Raw genomic sequence first — 19,616 nt, forward strand, 5'->3', positions numbered from 1 at the left:
GGCGGGACAGATCGCGTCCAGGCGGTCTGCGTCGATCAACGGCTGAATCCTGCGGTCAGGCCGCTCAGCATCTGGCGGCGGCCGAACGCGTACAGCACCAGGACGGGCAGTGTGGTGAGGGCGACGGCGGCGAGAACGGCAGGGACGTTGACGCCGTACTGGCCCTGGAAGGTCCACAGTGCGAGCGGCAGGGTCCGGCGTTCAGGGCTCTGGGTGAGGATCAGGGGCAGCAGGAACCCGTTCCAGATGGTCAGTCCGTTGAAGATGGTCACGGTGAGGATGGCCGGTCGGGTGAGCGGTGCCGCCAGCCGCCACAGGGCCGTCCATTCGGTGGCGCCGTCCACCCGCATCGAGTCGAACAGTTCCTTGGGTATGTCGCGGAGGAAGTTCGCGAGCACCAGCACGGACAGCGGGATGGCGAAGGCGATCGAAGGGAGGATCAGCGCCGGCAGACTGTCGTACAGATGCAGTTTGATGATGATCAGGTAGACCGGGATCACCGTTGCCTGCAGCGGGATGGCCAGGCCCATGAGGAACAGCCCGTTCACCGCGCGCAGGACCCGCATACGCACGCCTCGTACGATCGCGTATGCGGCCATGAAGGAGAACGCGACCGCCGGCACCACGGCGCCGACGGTGACCACGACGCTGTTCACGAAGTAGCGGATGAAGTCGGACTCGATGACCAGCCGGTAGTTGTCCAGTGTGGGATCGCTCGAAGGCACCAGCGGATTGCTCGTGTAGTAGCGGCTCTGGACCTTGAGGCTGGTGATGAGAATCCAGTACAGGGGTACGGCCACGACGACGAGCCAGAGCCACCCGGCCAGGCCGGCGACCCAGTTGCGCCGGCGGGCCGCCGGACGGGAGTGGCGTTGCCGCTCGCGTCGGGCAACCCCCTTCGATTGCTGTGCCTCGGTGAGCGTGGTGGTCACGTCAGACCCCCTCGAGTTGGCTCGCACCGGCGTCCCGGCCTCCGAGCCGGCGCAGCAGCAGGGCGAGGGCGAGGCCCACCAGGACCAGGATGACCGCGATGGCGCTTGCCGGTCCCATCTGGCTGGCCCGCCAGCCCCGTTTGTACATGTCCAGCGCGAGGACCCGGGTGGCGTCTCCGGGACCGCCCTCGGTCAGGACCCAGATGAGGTCGAAGAAGGTCAGGGATCCAACCACCATCAGCGTGGACGAGGTGATGATGGTGTACTTCAGCTGGGGCAGCGTGATGCTGAGGAACTGGCGGATCCGTCCGGCGCCGTCCAACTGCGCGGCCTCGTAGAGGGACTTCGGAATCTGCTGGACACCACCCTGGTAGATCAGTGAGTGGAACGGGATGAACTGCCAGGAGACGACGAAGACGACGACGCCGAAGGCGAGCCCGGGCCGCCCCAGCCAGTCCTGGCTCAGCGCCCTGATCTTCAGCCCGGCACCCAGGCCGAAGTTCGGGTCCAGCAGGGCCTTGTACGTCACCGCGATCGCCGCGGAGCTGAGCAGCAGCGGGATGAAGTACACGACGCCCAGGACCGCACGGTAGCGCTGGCGGCCGGCCATGTAGGTGCCGAGCAGAATACTCAGAGGAGTCTGTACGGCCCAGGACACGATCATCACAAGGAACGTCACCCAAAGGGCGTGCGGCAGACCGGGGTTGCTGAGGACCGTACGCCAACTGGTCAGTCCGGACGCGTGGATGGCGCCGATCCCGTCCCAGGTGGTGAAGCTCAGCGCGAAGACGCCGACGAGCGGAATCACGGCGAAGCAGACGAAGACCACCAGCGCCGGCGCCGCCAGCCACGGCAGGATGCTGCGCGGTTCGCGGCGCGGCGGATGGCTGGTGAGCGCGCTCATTTGCCGATGACCGCGTTGAGGTTGCGGGCGAACTGCTGCGGTGAGATGGACAGTTGGAACAACTTGGAGATGTTGTCCAGCAGCGTCTCGGCGGCCGTCGGGCTCAGCGCCTGGTCCCAGGACTGACCGAACGTCTTGGCCTTGCTGGCGATGTCGTAGGTGAGCTTGAGGAATTCGGCGCTCTTGGAGGCGGCCAGCACCTTCTCCGTGCCCAGCCGGATGGGAACCGACCCGTTGTCGACCCACCGCTTCACCTCGGCGTCCTGCAGGACGCCGGTGGCGAAGAATTCCTTGGCGACCTTCTTCTCCTCGGCGCCGGCCTTCGAGGAGATGGACAGGTACTGGGCGGGGTTGCCGACGGTGTTGCTCGGATCGCCCTTACCGCCTTCAACGGGCGGGAAGTTCATGTACCCCAGCCCGCCGCTGGAGACGAAGTCCCCTCCGTCGGCCTGCTGGATGCCGTACGACCAGGCGCCGTGCAGCATCATTGCGGCCCTGCCGGTGTACAGCAGCGCCTGGTCGGCGTTGGAGTCCGCGGTGATCGAGGAGAAGCCCTTGATGAACCCGTGGGCCTTGACCAGCTCCTGCACCTTGGTCAGCGCGCTGATGGCGTCCGGGTTGGACCAGGCGTTCTTCTCGCCCTCGATGACGGCCCGGAACACCTCGGGACCGCCGATGCGGTCGAACAGGAACTCCAGCCACATCATGTTCGTCCACTGGGACTGACCGCCGAGGGAGAACGGTGCGATGCCCTTCGCGTTGAACTTGGGGACCAGCGCCATGATGTCGTCCCAGGACTCCGGCGGCTTCACGCCGACCCGGTCGAAGACCTTCTTGTTGTAGTACAGGATGATCGGCTGCACGGTCTCGCACGGCATCGCATAGATCTTGCCGTCGACGGTTGCCGCTGCGAACGAGGACGGGAACAGCCTCTTCTTGACCTCGGAGTGTTCGTCGAACCATGAGGTGAGGTCCTCGACCTGACCCGCCTCCACGTAGGTGCGCAGCGTCCCGCCGCCCCAGCCCCAGATGATGGTCGGAGCCTGCCCGGCACCGATGGCCGTCTTGATCTTCGTCTTGTACGCGTCGTTCTGGAAGGTGGTGTCCTTGATCTGCGTCTTCGGGTGGGCTTTGTTGAACGCGTCCACCGCGCCCGCCCTGACGCCTTCCTGCGGCTGGCCGTTCAGGTACCAGTACGTGGCTCCACCGCCGCTCTTGCCGGGACCGGACGAGCCGCAGGCCGCCAGCGCCGCGGAGACCGGCACACCGGCGGCCAGGCCGAGGAGGGTACGTCGGGAGAGGGGTATCGCCATGATCTTCTCCGCACTCGAGAGCCACCGGCTTCTCGTGAGTCGTGGTGAAACCTTTTCGAAACTGCCTTCCCAGATTTCTGTCGTGCAAATTAGGTTTCGAGCTGACGCGCTGTCAAGACATGTGCAGGCACGGCATCGGACAGCATCCAGCTGCGTAGTATCAGGCAAAAACGGCTGCCGAGATACCTGACCGGAGGCCGAAACTGTTTCGAAGTTTTGCGAGATGAGGTCAGAGGGGAAGATCGAATGGCTGCGCCTGATGCGCTGTCACCACGGGTCGTGCCAGGTGGACGGGATCCGGTTCCGCCCGTGCCGGTCCGGGCCGGTACGCGGACCGGAGGGCACGGCGGCGATCGTCCCGGCCGGGTACGGCCTGCGGACGAGTTCCCTGCCGAGGTGCCATAGGGTTGACCGGTTCCACCCGCGTTGCCGGCCCACCCGGCGGCTCACCACACCGGTGGACGTACAACTGGGAGGACCGATGCGACCGAACACCAGGCGCACCACTTTGGCGGATATCGCCCAAGCGGCCGGGGTCTCCGTCGCGACCGTGTCCAAAGTGGTCAACGGTCGCGGTGACGTGGCGCCGCAGACCCGTGCACGCGTGCAGGAGCTGCTGAGTCAGCACGACTACCTGGCCCCCGTGTTCCGTCACACCGAGACCTTGGAAAGCCCGACCATCGAGGTGCAGTTCAAGGGTGCCCTGAAGTCGTACGTGGCCGAAGCCCTGGAAGGGATCATCGACTCCGCCGCCGAACTGGGAGCCTCAGTGGTGATCAGTAAGGCGTCCCGCGCCCCACACTGGGCCCGGGACCTGGTCTCAGCCGGGCGCCGCGCCGTCATCGCGGTCACCAGCGTGTACACCGCCGCGCACCTGAAGGAACTGGCCCGGGCCGGGCTGCCGCTGGTGGTGCTGGACCCGCTGCACCTGCCGGACAGCCGGGTCCACAGCGTCGGGGCGACCAACTTCGCCGGCGGCCTGGCCGCGACCCGGCACCTGCTCTCGCTGGGCCACCGCCGCATCGCCTATCTCGGCGGACCGGCCATGGCCGTGTGCAACCAGGCACGCATGCACGGCTACCGCGCCGCCATGGAGGCGGAAGGAGCGGCGGTACCCGAGGCGTATGTCCGGCCCGGAGAGTTCACGTACGAGACCGGCCTGCTCGGCGCCGCGGCGCTACTCGGCCTGCAGGAGCCGCCCACAGCGATCTTCGCAGGCAACGACGAGATAGCCCTCGGTGTCATCGAGACCGCCCGCGGCCGAGGCCTGCGCATTCCCGAAGACCTGAGCGTGGTCGGCTTCGACGACACGAACCTCGCCCAGATGGCATCGCCGCCCCTGACCACCGTGCGCCAGCCACTACGGGAGATGGGCGGTGCCGCCCTGCGCACCGCCCTGCGACTGGCCAACGGCGAGAAGGTCGAGTCCCATCACATCGAACTCGCCACCGAACTCGTGGTACGCGCCTCGACAGCGCCGCCCCGGCAGGAGACTTCGACGCGTAAGTGACCGCAGGTGACGTGCCTGCACCACCCTGCACCTCGCTGCACAGCCGGAGCGTGGTGCAGGGTGTGCGCGGAGTCATGTGCCTACGCTGCCCCACCTACTAATACATCCGATCTCAAGGGTGATTGTTGCAGCGCTATGTAACCCATACCTCTTTATGTATGCGCAAAAGAACCGCAGACTCCAAGATCCTGCTCGCTAAAGATCGGAGGAAAAGGCGTTCCGTCCGTTGACATGACCGAAACAGGTCACCTACGTTTCGGACTCGCGCGCTCCCGTCATCCCGGAAGGAACCCCCGTGCCCGCTTCCTCTCGTCGCGATTTCCTTCGTATCGGCGGAGCCGCCGGTGGCGGTCTCGCCCTCGCCGGCGGCCTTCCCGCGTTCACGGCGCACGCCGCGCCGGACCGGCCGAGCGACGTGCACCTCGTGCCGGAGGGCGAGGCCACCACGATGTGGTACCGCACGCCCGCCGACGAAGCGCGCATCATCCAGGAAGCCCTGCCGGTGGGCAACGGCCGGCTGGGCGCGCTGGTCGGAAGCGACCCGGCCGACGACTTCCTCTACCTCACCGACGGCGCGTTCTGGAGTGGCGGACGCAATGACACGCTGACCGACGACGGCCAACTCCCCTACGGAAAGGACGACTTCGGCAGCTTCGGGCTGCTGGCCAAACTCCGGATCGCCCTGCCCGGCCACTCAGGAGCCGCGTTGAGCGGATACCGGCGCCAACTCGACCTGAGCAACGGCGTGGTGTCCGCGAGCTACCGCCTCAACGGAGTCCGCTACCGCCGCGAGGTGTACGCCAGCCATCCGGACGACGTCGTCGTGGTCCGGCTCACCGGCGGACCGCACACCGGCACGATCTCGCTGGAAGGCACGCACGGCGAAACGACGACGGGCGGTGACGGACGGCTGTCCTTCGCGGACAAGCTCGCCAACGGTCTGCGCTACGCCGCCGCCGTGACGGCGGTCAGCAGCACCGGACGGATCAGCGTGGACCACGACACCCTGTCCTTCACCGACTGCCGTGAATTGATGATCGTGCTGTGCGGCGGCACGAACTACTCGCCCGATGCCGCGAGCGACTTCCGCGACGCCAAGAGCGACCCGCTCACCATCGCCGAGGGCAAAGTGACCGCCGCAGCCCGAGTGTCCGGCACCAAGCTGCTCACCACGCATGTGGCCGACTACCAGCGGCTGTACAACCGGTTCACGATCGATCTGGGCAGGTCCACGCCCGTGCAGCGGTCCCTCGACTCGTGGTCGCGGATCGCGGTGCGCTACACCGACCGGAGCACCCCGGATCCGGAACTGGAGGCCGCCTACGTCCAGTACGGCCGCTACCTGACCATCACCGGATCCCGCGACTGGCTCCCGATGAACCTGCAGGGCATCTGGGTGCACAACAACACCCCCGACTGGTACGCGGATTACCACACCGACATCAACGTCCAGATGAACTACTGGCTGGCCGACCCCGCCGGCCTGGGTGAGAACGCGTACGCCCTCGCCCGATACTGCGTGTCGCAACTGCCCGTCTGGACCGACGTCACCAAGCGTCTCTTCAACAACGAGCACAACCGGTTCCGCAACAGCAGCGGAAAGGTGGCCGGTTGGGCGGTGGCGTTCTCCACGAACATTTACGGCGGCAGTGGCTGGGTCTGGCATCCGTCCGGAAACGCGTGGCTGTGCAACTCGCTGTGGCGGCACTACGAGTACAGCCAGGACCGTGAGTACCTGGAGCTCATCCACCCCGTCCTCAAGGGCGCCGCCGAGTTCTGGCAGGCCCGCCTGATCACCACCAAGGTGACCGATGCGGACGGCACTTCGCGCGAAGTGCTCATCGATGACACCGCGTGGTCCCCGGAGCACGGGCCGGACAGCAAGGGCATCACCTATGCGCAGGAGCTCGCCTGGGAGCTGTTCGAGGAGTTCACGACCGCCTCCCGCGTACTGGGCCGGGACACGGAGCTGGCCGCGGACCTGACCGCCATGCAGGACAAGCTCTACCTTCCGCGCGTCAGCCCCAAGACCGGCTGGCTGGAGGAGTGGATGAGCCCCGACAACCTCGGCGAGACGACCCACCGGCACCTGTCCCCACTGATCGGCTTCTTCCCCGGCGACCGGGTATCCGCCGACCGGAGCCCCGCGGACCTGCTCGACGGCGTACGCGCCCTGCTCACGGCCCGGGGCATGGACACCTTCGGGTGGGGGTGCGCGTGGCGGTCCCTGTGCTGGTCGCGTCTGAAGAACGCGGACAAGGCGTATCAGCTCTATCTGAACGTACTGCGGCCGTCGGTCGCCAACAGCAACGGCACCTCGGCCAACTGGTTCGACATGTACAGCCAGGGCAGCTACACGATCTTCCAGATCGACGCGAACCTCGGCGGCGCGACCGCCGCGCTGGAGATGCTCCTGTACTCGCGTCCCGGCGTGATCGAGCTGCTGCCCGCACTCCCTGACGCCTGGGCGGACAAGGGCTCGATCACCGGCGCCGGCGCTCGGGGCGGCTTCGTCGTCGATCTGTCCTGGCGCGACGGCAAGGCGACCTCGGCAACCATCCGCAGTGTCGGAGGCACCAGGACGGAACTGCGCGCGGGCGCCTTCCGCAAGCAGATCAGCCTCCAGACCGGCAAGTCCGTGACGATCAAGATTCCCTGAGAGGTGCCCCGAGGTGCCCTGACGGGCACCTCCGCAGCCACCGTCAGTGCGTACACACGAAGCTCGACGCGCTGTCCGGATCACCCGAGCGATACCTGGGCCAGTCGGGATACGCGCACAGTGGACGTGTGCGGTGGTGGGTCACGTCGGTCACGGTCGGCTGCGTGGGCGCCTGTCCTTTCTCCACCCACCGTTCGAGCGCGGTGAGGGAGTCCCAGCCGGCGGGGAACGCCGGCGTGCCGAAGTTCGCGTGGTTCGCCCCGGGTACGAGGTAGTACCGCATGAAGGTGCGGGTCGCGTCCGGGCCCAACTGGTCGCGTACCCGCCGGTAGTAGTCACTCGTGGAGCGAGCAGAGACCAGCTCGTCCGCGGCGCCGTGAAGCAAAATCAGCTTGCCGCCTGCGCGGGCGAACGGGCGGAGATCCGCGTTGTTGCGGTCCTCGATCGTGGACAGGTGACTGATGCGGTCGAGCCACTTCCCGGGATGCCGGGGATCGACGTCGAGGGAGTTGTGGTGCGGGTCCCGGGTCAGGAAGTACTTGACCCATTGGTCCCAGTACTGCATCCCGTAGCCGCTCGTCACGGGCATGGGATCGGCTGGTGCCGTGACGCCGAATCCGAGGAACGGAGTCCTCATGTCCGCCCCCGACAGGAATGGGAAGCCGGGGTATTCGGTCTCACCGCTGGCGATCCGATACGGCCACCTGAACGGGGAGGACATGGTGATCACGGACCTGATCTGAGGGTCCGACAGACAGGTCGGACCGGCGTCGGCACCGCCTGGGCAGCGAAGCGCATGCGGATCGAAGTGACAGCCGCCCGGGTTGGAGATGACGCCGTCCTTGACGCCGTCCACGCCGTCGCATGCGTTCATGACGCTGTCGTAGAGGAGTGTCTGCTTCTCGGGTCCCGGGAAGGCGTCGGGGCGGGACAGGACATGTGCGAGATACCCCAGGTCCAGGACCTCGCCGAGGTTGTTCCAGGCGGGATAGGCGGAGATCACGCCGTCGAACGCCTGCGGCCACCGTTGGGCGACGACGAGAGCTTCGCGGCCGCCTGTCGAGCCTCCCGCGAAGTAGACCTCGGCAGGATGCATGCCGTAGGCGAGCCGGATCAGGAACAGGCTCGCGTCACGCGTCTTCTTGAGTGCGTCGCCGGCGGCGAAGTTGCTGAGGGCCTCGTCGTTGACGCCGAACGACCCGTCCAGGGTGGGAACGGCTGCCGGGCTCTGTTGGTGACCGGAGTCGCCGGCGAACGTCGCGTATCGGCGGGCCAAGGGCGTCGGCTGATCCGTGGGGCCGAACGGCACGTTCTGCGTCAGGTCGGGGATGGTGCCGTTGTAGCCGCCGCCACCGAACATCATCGCCTTACGATTCCAGTCGTAAGGCAGGTCGATGCGCATCTTGATGTCGGGCGCCGACGGGTCGGCTGGGAAGATGTCGACGTCGACCTGGCAGTACTCGATCGTCTCGCCACTGACCAGACTGGTCATGACCGCCGTCGACTCGACGCGACCGCCGGTCGTCGGCAGGCTCATGGCCGATGCCGGGATCGTCACCTGTTCGAGCGCGGCGCATCGCGGCACCGCCGTCAAGTGGTCGGCCTCGGCCGAGGTCGTCGCGGTGGCGGGTCCGGCCCCGAGGACCCGAATCGCGCCCGCCAGCACAACCATGGCCGCAAGCGCCGCGATCCGACGCGTGCGTGCGCCTCTTGCCGTTGGTCTCCTCACGCTGGCCCCTTCCCTGAACTCACGCCGGCCTCTTCTCTGAACCTCGTAGGCACGGAGGGCAGTTGTCTCCGTGGCGTTCTCGCCGTCGTTGCGGCACAGGTCTTTCTCGCGCGGCTCTGGTCGCCCACCTGCGGCCCCGGAACCCCTCAGCCGTAGAGGTGTGCGCCCGGGGTGGCGTTCGGGTCGTCGCGGACCTCGGCGGAGTTCGTCTCGGGCAGGAACCATGCGCTGGCGAAGGTGATCAGACCCATGAGCATGATGTAGACGGCGACCGGCAGGGTGCTCCCGGTCTTCGCGATGAGTGCCGTCATCAGGAAGGGCGTGCCGCCGCTGACGATGATGGCGGAGAGCTGGTAGGCCAGCGACGCGCCCGAGTAGCGCACGCTCGGCGCGAAGAGCTCACCGAGGAAGCTCGCGATCGGGCCGTAGGTGAGGCACTGGAACACGAAGCCGACCATCACGGCGAGGAAGATCAGCGGCAGCGACGCCGTGTCGACGAGCCAGAAGTACGGGAAGGCCCATACGGCAACGCCGAGTCCACCGACCAGGATCAGCGGCCGTCGGCCTATCTTGTCCGAGATGTGCCCGGACCACGGGAGGGTCGCGAGCATCGCCAAGGAACTGATCAGCACGACCGCGAGCAAGGGGTTGCGCTCGAGTCCGAGTGAGTCGGTGCCATAGCTCAGCAGTCCCGAAATGCTCACGTAGAAAAGGCTGTTGGTGGCTGAGAGGAGACCGCAGCCGAGAAGAATGGTCCGCCACTTGCTGCGCACGACCTGGGCCAGCGGAGCCCGCACCACCCCGCTCTCCGGCCGCGACACCTCCCGCTGCAGTTCGCGGAACTCCGGCGTGTCCTCCACCTTGGCCTGGATGTAGAGAACCACCACGAACATCACGACGCTGACCAGGAAGGGGATGCGCCAACCCCAGCTGAGGAAGGCGTCGTCCGGCATCAGGGCACTGGCGGCCACGAAGACGAGGTTGGAGATGATCACGGCGACAGGGACGCTGGTCTGGCCGAAAGTCCCCGCGAAACCGCGCCGTTTGGGGCTGGCGGACTCGGTGAGGAGGAGCACGATGCCGCCCCACTGGCCGCCGGCCGCGAGCCCCTGTACGAAGCGCAGTATGACCAGCAGTGTCGGAGCGAGCACACCGACGGCCGCCGCGCTGGGCAGGCATCCGATCAGGAAGGTCGCGGCCCCCATCAGCGCCAGACAGGTGACGACGACCGGCTTACGTCCGTATCGGTCACCGAGGTGTCCGGCGAGCACCCCGCCGATCGGACGCGCCACGAAGCCCGCCCAGAACGTGCTGAAGGCGAGAAGGGTCCCCATCAGAGCCGAGGAATGCGGAAAGAACACTCGCGGGAACACCAGGGCCGCCGCGGTGCCGTAGAGGAAGAAGTCGTACCACTCGATCGAGCTGGCGAGGAGCCCTGCGGCCAGCAGCTTGCGCGAGGCGCGGCGCGGAGGGGCGGACACGCCGACGCCGAGCCGACCGGACTGTCCTTCGGGTTGAACGAGCGGGGTTGCCATACATGCCGCCTTCATCGAGAGCACAGCAGGTGATGGCGGTGACACTAGGGCGCCGTTACCCTTTGGTTGAGGTGTACATCACACACACCTCACACCGACTCGGTGGAACCATCTCCCACCCGATGCTGAAGGGACCGGCCCTGTGGTCAACGACTCCGGTGGCGCGGCGGAGCCGTACTCGCTCGTGCGCCGACAGCGCGAACTGGCGTCGTTGTACGCGACCGCCAAGTCACTCACCGCGCTGGGCGAACTCGACGAGGTACTGCAGTCGATCGTCCACCACGCCCACGATCTGATCAGCACGGACTTCACCTACCTCTCGCTGGTGGGCGACGACGGCAGACTGTCGGCCAGGGCGTCGGAGGGGACGATCTCCGCCTCGTTCCTCGCGGCCTGCATACCGGCCGACGTGGGGCTCGGTGGCAAGGTGCTGGCCTCCCGGAGTCCGCACTGGGTGCGCGACTACGCCTCCACGACCCTGATCCACCACGATCCGAACTTCGACCGCCTGGTCGACGCCGAGGGACTCGTCGCGCTGCTCGGAGTGCCCCTGGTCATCCGAGGTGAAGCGGTGGGCGCGCTGTTCGCCGCGGACCGCTCCGAACGGTCCTTCCAGGCCGACGAGATCGCGCTGCTGAGCGCGTTCGCCGACCATGCCGCGGTCGCCCTCGACAATGCCCGTCTCTACGAGGCGAGCCGGACCTCCCTGCAGGAACTGCAGGTCGCGTATCGGAAGATCGAGGACCATGTGGCTGTCATGGAGCGCGCGCAGGCAATCCACGAAGCCCTGACCGGTGTTGTGCTGGAGGGCGGGACACCGGGCGACGTCGCGCAGCTTCTCGCCGATCAACTGGGCGGAAGTGTCACGCTCCTGGACAGGACCGGCGGCGAACTCGCCCGCAGGGACTCGGCATCGCATCCGTGCCGCACTCCGTCGGAGATCGACCTGGCCGACGCCGTCGAGGAGGCACGCCGCTCGGGCCGCTGCGCCAACTCGGTCGACGCCGCCGGAATCGCGCACAGCGTGGCTGCGGTCCGAGCGGGCGACAGTCACCTGGGCGCACTCGCGTGGAGCCGGGAGGAAGTCGCCGACCACGGCGCCCCGGACGACACGGATCTGCGCACCCTCGAGCGAGCCACCCACATCCTGGGGCTGCTCATCCTCAAGGAGCGGGCCGTCGCCGAGGCCAGTGAGCGACTGAGCGGAGAGCTCCTGACCGAGCTCATGGTCGGCAGCCCCGGGATCAGCCCTGCCCAGCGCGCCCGCACCCAGGCCCGCAACATCGACGCCGACGGCCTCGACCTGGTCCTCGTCGCGGACGCGCCCGCGGTGTCGTCGACCGACCTCTCGCGCCACCTGCACGGCATCGCCCGAGACCGCTCCGGACTGGCCGGCGAGCACCTGGGCAGGGCCACGATGATCCTGCACAGCGCCGACGACGACCGGACCGTCGAGGAGGTCCATCAGCAACTGCGCCGCGCGCTCGGTGGCCCCGTCGTCGTCATCGGAGAACGGGTGGTCCATCACGACTGGGCACGCGCCTTCTCCCTGGCCAGTCGCTGCGGCGCCGTGGTGCGAGGCATCGGACACACCGACCTGGGTGCCACCACGGGCCGATACGCCCTCTACGCCATGGTCTTCGACACCGAACGGGTCCACGAGCTCGACCGTTTCATCTCCGACTCCATCGGCCCGCTCCTGGACTACGACGAGCGACGTGGCACCGATCTCGTCGACACCCTCAGCGCCTACTACGACCACCACACCAACGTCGCCGCGACCGCCCGGGCGTTGTACGTGCACGTCAATACGCTGCTCAAGCGACTGGACCGTGCCAGCAGCGTCCTCGACCTCGACTGGCGCCGCGAGCAGGACCTGGAACTGCGACTAGGACTACGGCTGCACCAGCTCAGAGCGATCGCAGCCGCCCCGTCGCAGCCGTGAGACGCGCCTCACCACCGGACGGAGGCGCGTCCCAACTCGTCGGCGGGTCAACTTCCTCTCAGCTGAGGCAAATCGACTCCCGCAGGCTGGTCTTCGACAATTTGCCGGTGCCCGTCTTGGGCAACGTGGTCATGAAGACGATGTCGTCGGGCAGCCACCACTTGGCGACCATCGGCGTGATGTGCCGCAGGAGTTCCTCGGCCGTGTGGTCGCTGCCGTCGCGCAGCACCACGTAGGCGACGGGACGCTCCGTCCATCGCGGGTCCGGGCGGGCGATCACGGCGACCTCGGCGACATCCGGGTGCGAGGCGATGGCGGCTTCGAGCTCCACCGAGGAGATCCACTCACCTCCGGACTTGATCAGGTCCTTGATCCGGTCCACGAGGCGCAGGTAGCCGTCGCCGTCGATGGTGGCCAGATCGCCGGTACGCAGCCAGCCGTCGTCGGTGAAGCTGCCGTCCCCGCCCACCCGGAAGTAGCCGCTCGCCACCCAGGGGCCCGACACGTGCAGTTCGCCGACGGCGTGGCCGTCGCGCGGCAACTCCCGTCCCGTCTCTACGTCCACGATCCGCACATTCACCAGGGGCAGCGGCTGGCCCTGGGCCGCCCGCACCGCCACCCGCTCTTCCGCGGTCGCCTCCCGGTGCTGGCTACGCGTACCGCCGATGGCCCCGACGGGGCTGACCTCCGTCATCCCCCAGGAGTGGGTGATGGGTACGCCGAGCGCGGTGCGATAGGCCTCGGACAGCGCCGGAGGAACGGCGGAACCACCGCCGAGCAGGAACCGCGTGGAGCTCAGATCGTGGTCCCTCAACCGGGGAACCAGACTCGTCCACACCGTGGGAACGGCACCGGCGACCGTGACCCGCTCGGCTTCCATCAACCGCAGCAGGTGAGCTGGATCCGCGGAGTGGCCGGGAAGGACCAAGGAGGCGCCCGCCATCATCGCGCCGTAGGGCAGCCCCCAGGCGTTGGCATGGAAGAACGGCACGATCGGCATCACGACATCGCTCTCGCTGAGGCCGATGAGACCGGCCGCCAGCGTGCCGAGGCAGTGCAGGACCGTCGAACGGTGGCTGTAGAGCACGCCTTTGGGCCGTCCGGTCGTGCCCGACGTGTAGCACAGCCCGGAGGCCAGGTTCTCCTCCGCGAGTGAGAACGCGTCCTCGAACGAACCGGTGAACGGGTCGGCACCGGAGAGCAGTTCGTCGTAGTCCAGGATGCGGGGGTCCGACGGGATCGCCGTCCGGCTGCCGTCGGGCAGCACCACCCAGTGCCGTACCCGCGGCATCCGGTCGGCACTGGGCCAGATCCGTGGGAGCAGTCGGCGATCGACGAACACCACGTCGTCCTCGGCATGGTTGACGATGTATTCGAGGTGTTCCGAGGAGAGCCGGATGTTCACGGTGTGCAGCACCCGCTTGGTGGCCGGCACCGCGAGATAGAGCTCGAGATGGCGTCGGTCGTTGGCGGCGAACGTGGCGACGCGGGCGCCGGCCGGGACTTCGAGGGAGTCGAGCACGGTGGCGAGACGCCGTGCGTGCAGGGCCACTTCGGCATACGTGTGCCGCTGCGCGCCGGCGGTTGCGACGTGCTTGTGCGCGTAGAGTCGCTCGGCTCGCTCCAGGATGTGCGCGATGGTGAGCGGACGCGGCTGCATCAGGCCGTCCATGACGTCGACTGCCCCGGCCGTCCTCAGCACTGGGGGCCACGCACGAGGTGGAGGGTCGGGTCGAGGGTGAGGGAGGCTTCCTCGTTGATGGGGAAGGAGACTGCGGCGACGATCGCGACGCGGGACTGATCAGGCATGGGTCTGCTCCTCTCGGTCGGCGGGTCCGCCACACGGAACTGCGTGCCCTGTTGATGCAGCTTCCGCTGCGTGCCGCACGTCACCCTAGGTGCGGTTCCGGATCGACGAGAGGTGAGAACCTCCTACTCGTCGGCCTGCTTCGGCGGCGGTTCCTCACACCGCACGCCGGCTCCTACGAAGTCCCCTTCGTCTGCGGCGCCTTGGCGTCCTGCGCGCTCGACCCCCACTCCCCCGCTTCCCGAAAGGCTCCGAGCCGCCGACAACGCCGCCCGGGTCCCAAAAGACCCGGGCGGCGAAGTACGGCCGATGTACGGCAGAGCGTCAGGGCGTCAGGGCGTCAGCTGCCAGCGCGCGATGTACCCGACGTCGATGGACGCCCGGTCCTGCACGCGCAACTTCCATGTGCCGCTGAGCGGTTGGGCGGAGGCGTCGACCGTGAAGGTCTGGTCGACGTTGTCGGCGGAGCCGCCGCTGCGGTTGAGCAGCGAGTAGACGGTGCCGTTCGGGCCGACCAGGTCGACGGTCAGGTCACCGCGGTAGGTGTGGACGATGTTGACGTAGACCGAGGTGGTCGCGGAGGCGTTGCCGTCGCGGCCGGTGATGGTCACCGGCGACTCCACGGCGGCCCCGTTGTCGGGGATGTCCACGCGGGTGGCGTTGGCGTAGACGTACGCGATCTTCCAGCTGAAGGTGTCCGAGACGGACGCTCCGGTGCTGTCGGTCACCTTGACCGTGACGTCGCTGGTGCCGAGCGTGGTCGGCGTGCCGCTGATCAGACCGCTCGGGCTGATGCTCAGGCCGTCGGGAAGCCCGGTGGCCTCGTAGGTCAGCGAGGCACCGGTGTTGGTGGTGTAGGCGTCCAGTTGGAGGCTGACCGCCTGGTCGACGCCGCTGATCTGGTCGGCTGTCGGGGCGAGATTGACACCCAGGGCGATGCGGTTGCCGACGTTGATCGCGGCCCAGGCGTCGGCGACCGCGAGGTAGGTCGGGCTGTAGGCGCCGAACAGGTCGGCGGCGGCCGACAGGGTGGCGGTGCGGGCACCGGCGTAGTTGGTCGTCGAGGTCATGTAGGTCGTCAGCGCGCGATACCAGATCGCGGCGGCGTTCTGGATGCCGATGCCGGCGACGGGCCGGCCGTCGTACGTCGGGCTGTCGTAGTCGACGCCGTTGACGGTCTTGGCTCCGCTGCCCTCCGAGAGCAGGTAGAAGAAGTGGTTCGCGGGACCCGAGGAGTAGTGGACGTCGATACCGCCCAGCGTGGAGCTCCAACTGTCGCGGGAGGCACCGTCCTTGGAGGGCTTGTCCATGTAACGCAGCGGAGTGCCGTCACCGTTGATGTCGATCTTCTCACCGACGAAGTAGTCGCCGGGGTCGGCCGGGAGGTTCTCGTAGAACTCGACGGCTGCGGCGAAGATGTCGGAGGTCGCCTCGTTGAGGCCTCCGGACTCGCCCGAGTAGACCAGTCCCGCCGTCGCCGCGGTGACGCCATGGCTCATCTCATGGGCCGCCACGTCGAGTGCGGTCAGCGGGTGGGTGTTGCCCGAGCCGTCGCCGTACGTCATGCAGAAGCAGGAGTCCTGCCAGAAGGCGTTGACGTAGTTGTTGCCGTAGTGGGCACGGCTGTAGGCGGCGACCCCGTCGTTGCGGATGCCGTTGCGGCCGAAGGTGTCCTTGTAGTAGTCCCAGGTGGCCGCGGCGCCGAAGGCCACGTCGACGCCGGCGGTCTGACGGTTGGACGGCTGGCCGTCACCCCAGACATCGTTGTCGTCGGTGAACAGCGTGCCGGTGCCCGAGGTGCCCTGGTTGAGGTCGTACGTCTTGTGCCCGGCACGGTCGGGGTCCACGAGCTGATACGTCGATCCGGACAGCGTGGTGCCGAGCGGGACCGTGCCGACGAACTGGCCCGTGCCCGAACCTGTGTGCACCTTCTCGGCCGCGAGAAGTTGCTTGCCGGAGGCGGCGTCGATGACGACCTGCAGCTCGCTGGGAGTACCGTCCTTCTGAACGCCCTCGACGACGCTCTCCCAGGCCAGCACAGGTTTCCCGGCGTCGGCCCAGACCACCAGCCGGGGCTTCTTCTGCGTCTCGGCGTCCTTGGCGTCGGCGCGCCTGGAGGCGGCTTCGGCCTTGTCGGCGGCTCCCGCTGCGGTGATCTTCGGGCTGAGCGAGGACACCGAGAGGTTCCCCGCGTGCGCCTTGGTGACGGTGGTGCGGCCCCCCTTGTCGTGGACGACGAGGTCGCCACCGAGGACGGGCAGGCCGGCATAGGTGCGCTCGTAACGGGTGTGCGTGGTGCCGTCGGCGTCCTTGATGACGTCCTTGACGACGAGCTTCTCCTTGGCGCCGAGACCGATCTGCTGCGCTGTTGCGGCCGCCGACGACTGGGCGCTCTTGATCAGGGCGGTGCGGTGGGCGGGTGTCAGTGAGGTCGGGGCGGCGCCCGCCCGCGGAGTGGCGGTGATCTTCGCGGGACCCGGGGTCGCGGGAGCTGCGGTTGCGAGGCCGGGAGTGGCCAGAGCGAGCATGGACCCTACGGCCACGAGGGCGAGGGCGGTGGCGCGTCTGCGCCGCTCAAGGGTGCGGTGTCGCAGGGGCAACGGGTTCTCCTTCAGTACGACGGGCCCGTGGTGGGGACCGTGGACGAGGCGGAGCGGCAGGGTGTGCCGGTCCGGAGCGCTGCACGGCATGCGGGTGGAAGGAGGTGGGGGATGATGATGCGGCTGCGCCGCGTGGCGAATCCGTCAAGGAACGGTGAACTTCCGCAGAAGAGTGACATCACTCGACCTCGTATGTCATGCGCTGGTCAAATGAACGGCTTGAATTGACCATGCAGGGCAGGCAAATCGGACCGTATGACTCCCTTTTCGGCCGCGCCCGGACGTCGCACAGGGGGTAGGGCCACATACCGGCAGGCGTCCCCGACGTGACGGACGGGAGAATCGGCCGTCGGCTCGTGGTCGACGAGGCGTCAATCACTCATGTTTCGCGGGGAGTTGGGCCCTGCTTCGCGCAACTCACTCTTGCTTGAGTGTCATGTCCCCCTCATGATGGTTATCGGCGGTCTACCCGCATAGATGCACCAGGCTCCACCCGCTCCACCTGACAGCGCGCACACCCCCACCGCTCCCAGGAGGACCCAAGTGAGACCCTCTCAACCCTTCAGACTCTGCGCCGTCGGCGCCGCCGCGGCCTCCCTGCTCGCCTTGTCGGCGGGCCAGACGTCCGCTGCCCCACCGACGGCCCCAGCGCCCTCCACACCGAGGCCCTTCGCACCAGCGCCCGCCTCGGCCGTCACCACCGCACAGGACCAGGCCGCACGCGCGGTGGCCCGCTCGCTCGCCGACGGCACCTGGCGTGCCCGTCTCCGGCACGCCGCCCTGGCCTCCAAGGAGGTCACCCTGACCGCGCTGGCGCGGCACGACGGCCCGTCCGGCCTGACGAACACGCTGACCGCGGCTGATCAGCGGATCGCCGCGGCCAAGGGCCTGGACGCCGCCGGCGTCGGCTCGCTGCTGCGCCTTCGGCTCGGGGACAAGTCGATGCGCCGCGCGCTGAGCGCAGGGGTGGCGCCCTGGGTTGTCCCCGCCACCGCTGCCGACGACGCCACCACGGCCGTCGCCTACGACAGCCGGGGCACGGCTCACCCTGTCGACGCCCGCCGTGCGCCCTCCCGGCCGGTGTACGTCATCGACATCGACAGCTCGAAGGCGCTGGCCGCCGGCCTGGGCGTGCTCAACGACCAACTCCACCGCTACGGCCTGGCCTCGGCCACACCGACCGCCGAGCACGCCGCCGGCACGCGGGCGATGTCGGCCACAGGAGGCTTCTGGACCACCCGCATCTCAGCGGTGGAGCTGTCCGACGACGAGGAGCCCTGGATCAAGGGCGATGCCGAGATCTACACGCTGGTCACCGGCTTCGGACAGGACGGCAAAGTGCGGGTCGACCCCGTCGACATGCCGTATCTCGACAATGACGGAACGGTCTACCGGCCCAACCAGATCCTGGTCAACTGGTCCAACTACAAGTACAACTTGGCCGACGCGGTGATGATGGAGGAGGACGGCAGCACCAACTACCGCGATCTCGCCAAGGCCCTCGCCACCGCACTGCTCACCATCACCGATCAGGGTACGTACATCCCTCTGGTCAACGCCCTCTTGGACGCCATGCCCGACGACTGGTGGACGGACGACCCCGACTACGTCGACTCCTGGTACACCCTGGCCCAGAGTGACAACGGCACTCGCTACGGAGCCCGCGGCAACGGCTGGATGACCGTGGAACCGTACTTCGTGCAGCAGTTCTGAGCCGCCCTCGGCCCGTTACGGCACACGGCGTCGGACCGACGTGTCCTGGTCGGCGGCAGCGCCGCGTGGACACAGCCGGGGTCCGGGGACATCGCTTGATGTCCCCGGACCCCTTCCTCACCGGAGCGGAGGACTGCACCGATTCAGTTCCGCCGAAGCATGCCTGGCCCACCCGGCGGCCGCGTGGCCGGCACCTGGAACTCCGCCGCCGGGCCATCGCCTCAGGACGGTGCGCCGACCGGAGGCGGAACGCTGTCGCGCCCGGCCGGACTGACCGCACACAGCTGCAGGTCAGCCGCGCCCGCGTTGTCGATCGGATACCCCGGAGTCTTCGTGCCGGCAATCGGGATCACATACCTGCCCTGGATTGGCGGCCAGGCATTGTCCCCGCCACCATCGACCGTGGCGCTCGGCCGGCCGGCGAGCCTCTCCCGCTGCCGGTCGGGAGCTGGCACGGCAGGCACCGCCGCACGCAACGGGCTGCGCGCACCGGTCATGCCTCCGCGATGTCGAACTCAGTGCCTTCCTCGGAGCTGACGAGCTCGGCGATCGCGCCGAAGAAGGCAGCGATTCCGGGAAGGTTGGCACCCTTGGACCGTGAGGCGGCGAAGTCCTCCGAACTCCGCCAGACCACCATGTCGAGCCACTCGTCGTCAGGCAGTTGGATCAAGTGCGCGTCGAGGAAGCCGGCACGGTCCGCCCGGAAGTCGGCGAGCATCGCGGGACGGGCTGCCAGCAACTCGGATGCGCGGTCGGGCTCCACGCGGAATCGGGTGAGTTCGATGGTGGGCACAACAGCCTCCTCGACGGTCGGCAAACAATCTTGACTGTACGGGAAATGGTGTGCGGCTAAGGGCAAGCCCTACTCGCAGAGGCACCATGCGCACGCTGGTTGCCAGCCGTCAGCCCGAACCTTGCGGTGCATGTTGCCGCGGAGCGACGGCGATGTGTCCGCGATGCCGGCGGCAG

The 19,616-nt window shown here is 67.9% G+C and carries 12 protein-coding genes; 4 read left to right on the plus strand and 8 right to left on the minus strand.

Annotated elements, in window-relative coordinates:
- Window positions 1–35 precede the first annotated feature (35 nt).
- Genes ACFU97_RS20520 through ACFU97_RS20530 form a run of 3 tightly spaced genes read right to left on the minus strand, consistent with a single transcriptional unit; the run spans window position 36 to window position 3,143 of the window.
- Window positions 36–932 carry a carbohydrate ABC transporter permease gene (locus ACFU97_RS20520; protein WP_384258332.1) on the minus strand — a complete coding sequence of 299 codons (897 nt, stop codon included), beginning with the start codon at window positions 930–932 and terminating at the stop codon, window positions 36–38.
- A 1-nt stretch (window position 933) separates the two neighbouring features.
- A complete protein-coding gene (locus ACFU97_RS20525; RefSeq protein WP_384258334.1) occupies window positions 934–1,836 on the minus strand; it encodes a carbohydrate ABC transporter permease in 903 nt (300 codons plus the stop codon).
- Window positions 1,833–3,143, minus strand: a complete 1,311-nt coding sequence (locus ACFU97_RS20530) for an extracellular solute-binding protein (RefSeq protein WP_384258509.1) — start codon at window positions 3,141–3,143, stop codon at window positions 1,833–1,835. The genes ACFU97_RS20525 and ACFU97_RS20530 overlap by 4 nt, the downstream gene beginning before the upstream one ends.
- A gap of 487 nt (window positions 3,144–3,630) precedes the next feature.
- Between ACFU97_RS20530 and ACFU97_RS20535 the strand changes: the two genes are divergently transcribed.
- Complete coding sequence (locus ACFU97_RS20535) at window positions 3,631–4,659, plus strand: LacI family DNA-binding transcriptional regulator (protein ID WP_384258336.1); 1,029 nt, start codon at window positions 3,631–3,633, stop codon at window positions 4,657–4,659.
- A 295-nt stretch (window positions 4,660–4,954) separates the two neighbouring features.
- Window positions 4,955–7,318, plus strand: a complete 2,364-nt coding sequence (locus tag ACFU97_RS20540) for a glycoside hydrolase N-terminal domain-containing protein (protein ID WP_384258338.1) — start codon at window positions 4,955–4,957, stop codon at window positions 7,316–7,318.
- 43 nt (window positions 7,319–7,361) lie between these two features.
- Here the strand turns inward: ACFU97_RS20540 and ACFU97_RS20545 are convergent, their stop codons facing one another.
- A complete protein-coding gene (locus ACFU97_RS20545) occupies window positions 7,362–9,272 on the minus strand; it encodes a tannase/feruloyl esterase family alpha/beta hydrolase (RefSeq protein WP_384258341.1) in 1,911 nt (636 codons plus the stop codon).
- Complete coding sequence (locus ACFU97_RS20550; RefSeq protein ID WP_384258343.1) at window positions 9,194–10,582, minus strand: MFS transporter; 1,389 nt, start codon at window positions 10,580–10,582, stop codon at window positions 9,194–9,196. Before ACFU97_RS20550 ends, ACFU97_RS20545 begins: the two co-directional genes overlap by 79 nt.
- 142 nt (window positions 10,583–10,724) lie before the next feature.
- Here ACFU97_RS20550 and ACFU97_RS20555 point away from each other — a divergent pair, with 142 nt between their 5' ends.
- Window positions 10,725–12,527: a helix-turn-helix domain-containing protein gene (locus ACFU97_RS20555; RefSeq protein ID WP_384258345.1), complete on the plus strand. Its 1,803-nt coding sequence runs from the start codon at window positions 10,725–10,727 to the stop codon at window positions 12,525–12,527.
- 58 nt (window positions 12,528–12,585) lie between these two features.
- Here ACFU97_RS20555 and ACFU97_RS20560 read toward each other — a convergent pair whose 3' ends face one another.
- On the minus strand, window positions 12,586–14,187 hold the full coding sequence (locus ACFU97_RS20560; RefSeq protein ID WP_384258348.1) for a long-chain fatty acid--CoA ligase: 1,602 nt from the start codon (window positions 14,185–14,187) through the stop codon (window positions 12,586–12,588).
- 479 nt (window positions 14,188–14,666) lie between these two features.
- Window positions 14,667–16,934 carry a M4 family metallopeptidase gene (locus ACFU97_RS20565; RefSeq protein WP_384258350.1) on the minus strand — a complete coding sequence of 756 codons (2,268 nt, stop codon included), beginning with the start codon at window positions 16,932–16,934 and terminating at the stop codon, window positions 14,667–14,669.
- 543 nt (window positions 16,935–17,477) lie between these two features.
- On the opposite strand from ACFU97_RS20565, the gene ACFU97_RS20570 reads away from it, so the two are divergent.
- Complete coding sequence (locus tag ACFU97_RS20570; RefSeq protein ID WP_384258353.1) at window positions 17,478–18,647, plus strand: DUF3103 family protein; 1,170 nt, start codon at window positions 17,478–17,480, stop codon at window positions 18,645–18,647.
- A gap of 493 nt (window positions 18,648–19,140) precedes the next feature.
- Here ACFU97_RS20570 and ACFU97_RS20575 read toward each other — a convergent pair whose 3' ends face one another.
- Window positions 19,141–19,440, minus strand: a complete 300-nt coding sequence (locus ACFU97_RS20575; RefSeq protein WP_384258355.1) for an antibiotic biosynthesis monooxygenase — start codon at window positions 19,438–19,440, stop codon at window positions 19,141–19,143.
- Between the last annotated feature and the right edge of the window lie 176 nt (window positions 19,441–19,616).

The organism is Streptomyces sp. NPDC057616, from assembly GCF_042800575.1.
Classification (GTDB): domain Bacteria; phylum Actinomycetota; class Actinomycetes; order Streptomycetales; family Streptomycetaceae; genus Streptomyces.